General features: G+C 29.7%; 3 protein-coding genes. 2 read left to right on the top strand and 1 reads right to left on the bottom strand.

All coding sequences use genetic code 11. The annotated features are described in order from the left end of the window. Positions 1 to 171: 171 nt before the first annotated feature. A complete protein-coding gene (locus tag F0000_RS27040) occupies positions 172 to 762 on the bottom strand; it encodes a hypothetical protein (protein ID WP_149627811.1) in 591 nt (196 codons plus the stop codon). A gap of 107 nt (positions 763 to 869) precedes the next feature. Between F0000_RS27040 and F0000_RS27035 the strand changes: the two genes are divergently transcribed. Beyond that, positions 870 to 1766 (top strand): M28 family metallopeptidase, encoded by an 897-nt coding sequence (locus F0000_RS27035; protein ID WP_149627810.1) that lies wholly within the window; start codon positions 870 to 872, stop codon positions 1764 to 1766. A gap of 593 nt (positions 1767 to 2359) precedes the next feature. Then, positions 2360 to 2446 (top strand): transposase (locus tag F0000_RS28740; RefSeq protein WP_149627812.1); only part of this gene is annotated, 87 nt, incomplete at its 3' end.

Raw genomic sequence — 2446 nt, 5'->3', positions numbered from 1 at the left:
GTAGCTATAAAACAATAACTTACACAAAATCGAGTTGAAATGAAAAAATAACGATCATTTTTGAAAGTAAAAATATAGCAGAATAGATATAGAATATTTTTAAAAACCAATTAATAGAGGTCCCCTACAGTAAATTCAAAGGATAGTTTAGGTACATACACATGAACTTATTCAGGAACACTGTAAATCTATAGATATTGAATTTAGCTTATTCCATACTGGATGATTAATTTGTTGTGGCGAAATTTTGAATAAAACCAATTGCTTTTTAAGGATGTCACAAGGAATGTATTCTACTGTGATAGTAAGGCTAATCTCCTTCTTAGTAAAAAAAGCATCATACGTTAATATTTTTCCAACATAAGAATGCTCATTTAATTTTTCAAAAAAAGCTTTAGCCTTTGGAATCTCTTGTAAATGTTTAGAATTTTTCTTAGAAATATTGTGCATAATTCCGTCAAAATATACTTCCATTTCCGTCTCCAGCATTCTCGCAGATAACCGAGGATTTTTATCAATATCCCAAAGAAAAACATAAGAAAAAAAATCTTTAGAATCTTGTTCACTCCATCCGGGTGTAAATCGAACATATTCTGTACCTTTGTGAGTTAGAGAAGGAGCGAATGCTAGGGGGAAATCAAACGTTTCTTTTCTCCAGTTTTCTGAGGCTATTAATGGATTCTTTGATGAATCTTCATTTTTGCATTGAATACACAAAAAAAGTGTCAATAGTAATAATGGTATAGTTTTTGGAAAAGACATAAATAAGTTTAATAATTTGTAGACATTAAAAATACTAATTGTATAATTATTTATTGTTTTATAAATTTGTTTATACTAGGAAAAATTAGGAATACTAAATTTTAAAAATGAAAAATTATAGATATACACCGCTATTAATACTTTTTCTTTTTTGCATTCAGGTTTCTCTGTCACAATCAGATGATGTGGTACGAGAAGCAGAAATTATTAATGCTCAAAAGGATATGGTGGGAAAACTTACTGGATATATTCCTATAAAAGGTAAGAAAAAATTATCTAGTAGATCCAGTACATCAGAAAGAAAAACTGCGGCTGACTATTTGTTTAATTCTTTAAAGGAAATTGGATTAAAACCGAGCAGAAACTCTTATAATGTTCAGGATAAAAAAGGAAAGCAATACACTGGATCCAATATATATGCAGAGATTCCTTCGACAAATGGGAGTAATGAATATGTAATTTTTGGTGCACATTATGATACTACAGAAGGTAGTCCTGGGGCTGTGCATAATGCTACAGGAGTAGCATTGGCATATTATGTCGCAACAAAACTGGTAAAGCTTCCCAATAGATCCAGAAATTTTATAATCGTATTTTTTGATCAACAGGAAACCAATATGATTGGATGTAGAATGTTTGTTAAAAAATTAAAGGATGAAAAATTCAATGTACATTCTATGCATCGTGTAGATTATATGGGATGGGATAATGATGAAGACAGAGCTATCGAGCTTTTAGCATCCAATATTAGTTTAGAATCTGCATATAGGTTAGAATCCTCGGTTCCTGTTTTTAAAAGAAAAGTTTCTACACCAGAAACACGAGTGTTTTCTACATTAGGGTATGAAACTATTACCATAACTGCAGAATTACAGAACGGTGATAACTCTCCTTATGTGCATCAAGCTTCTGATAAATATACTACTGTAAACTTTAAATATTTAGCATCTACTTCTGAGATAGTCTATAAAGTAATGAAGACAATGTCTGAAGAAAAAAAATAAGATCAACAAGGAAGAATAAATAATAGTGTTGTATACCTCATTTTTGAGTTTCGGGCTAAAAAAAGTTTTCTCTATACGAGAGTGAAGGGGTTCTGGATTATTTCTGGCTATGATTTATTAAAAAGAATATCAAAAATTCGGTAACATAACCGCTTTTCTGAATTAAAAAACAATTTGATTCAATTTACAATGATTTCATCTAAGAATTAGAATTAATTTTATTTTTGTCTACACAAGAAATTATACGATTTGTGATTAAAAAATTCGTATAAATTCATTGAATTATTTTTTCTTTATGCAAGGCAAAAAAATCAAGCATAGCTATAGCTACGGTTTATTTTTTAAACGAAGTAGAAAGGAAAAAGAAACGATGAATATGCGAAATTTTTAGTTATAAATCGTATTACTGCTTTCTATCTCAGTATTTTTTAAATCAGAATTTAGATTAAGACCAGAATTATATAAATTTGGCAGATAAAAAGTACTCAAGACAAAATCGTATAAGAGCATGTTTAAAAATAAAATTATGCTAAAATTTATGTAAAAAAGCTGGATAGCTTCTACTTTGCAATCAACAAAAAGGAAAATATAAGTTGCGTGATATTGTTGATGCGATCTTATGGCAACTACGCATCGGTGGTCAGTGGCGTAATCTGCCAGATAATTTTCCCAAATGGGGT

Origin of the sequence: Aquimarina sp. RZ0 (assembly GCF_008370685.1) — a bacterium.
Taxonomy (GTDB): domain Bacteria; phylum Bacteroidota; class Bacteroidia; order Flavobacteriales; family Flavobacteriaceae; genus Aquimarina.
The sequence above is the reverse complement of the archived record's forward strand: the minus strand, read 5'-3'. Positions and strand labels throughout refer to the sequence as shown.

Bases quoted from the DNA above. Each gene is read 5' to 3' on its own strand.
- F0000_RS27035 (WP_149627810.1), top strand. From the start codon at position 870: ATGAAAAATTATAGATATACACCGCTATTAATACTTTTTCTTTTTTGC.
- F0000_RS27040 (WP_149627811.1), bottom strand. From the start codon at position 762: ATGTCTTTTCCAAAAACTATACCATTATTACTATTGACACTTTTTTTG.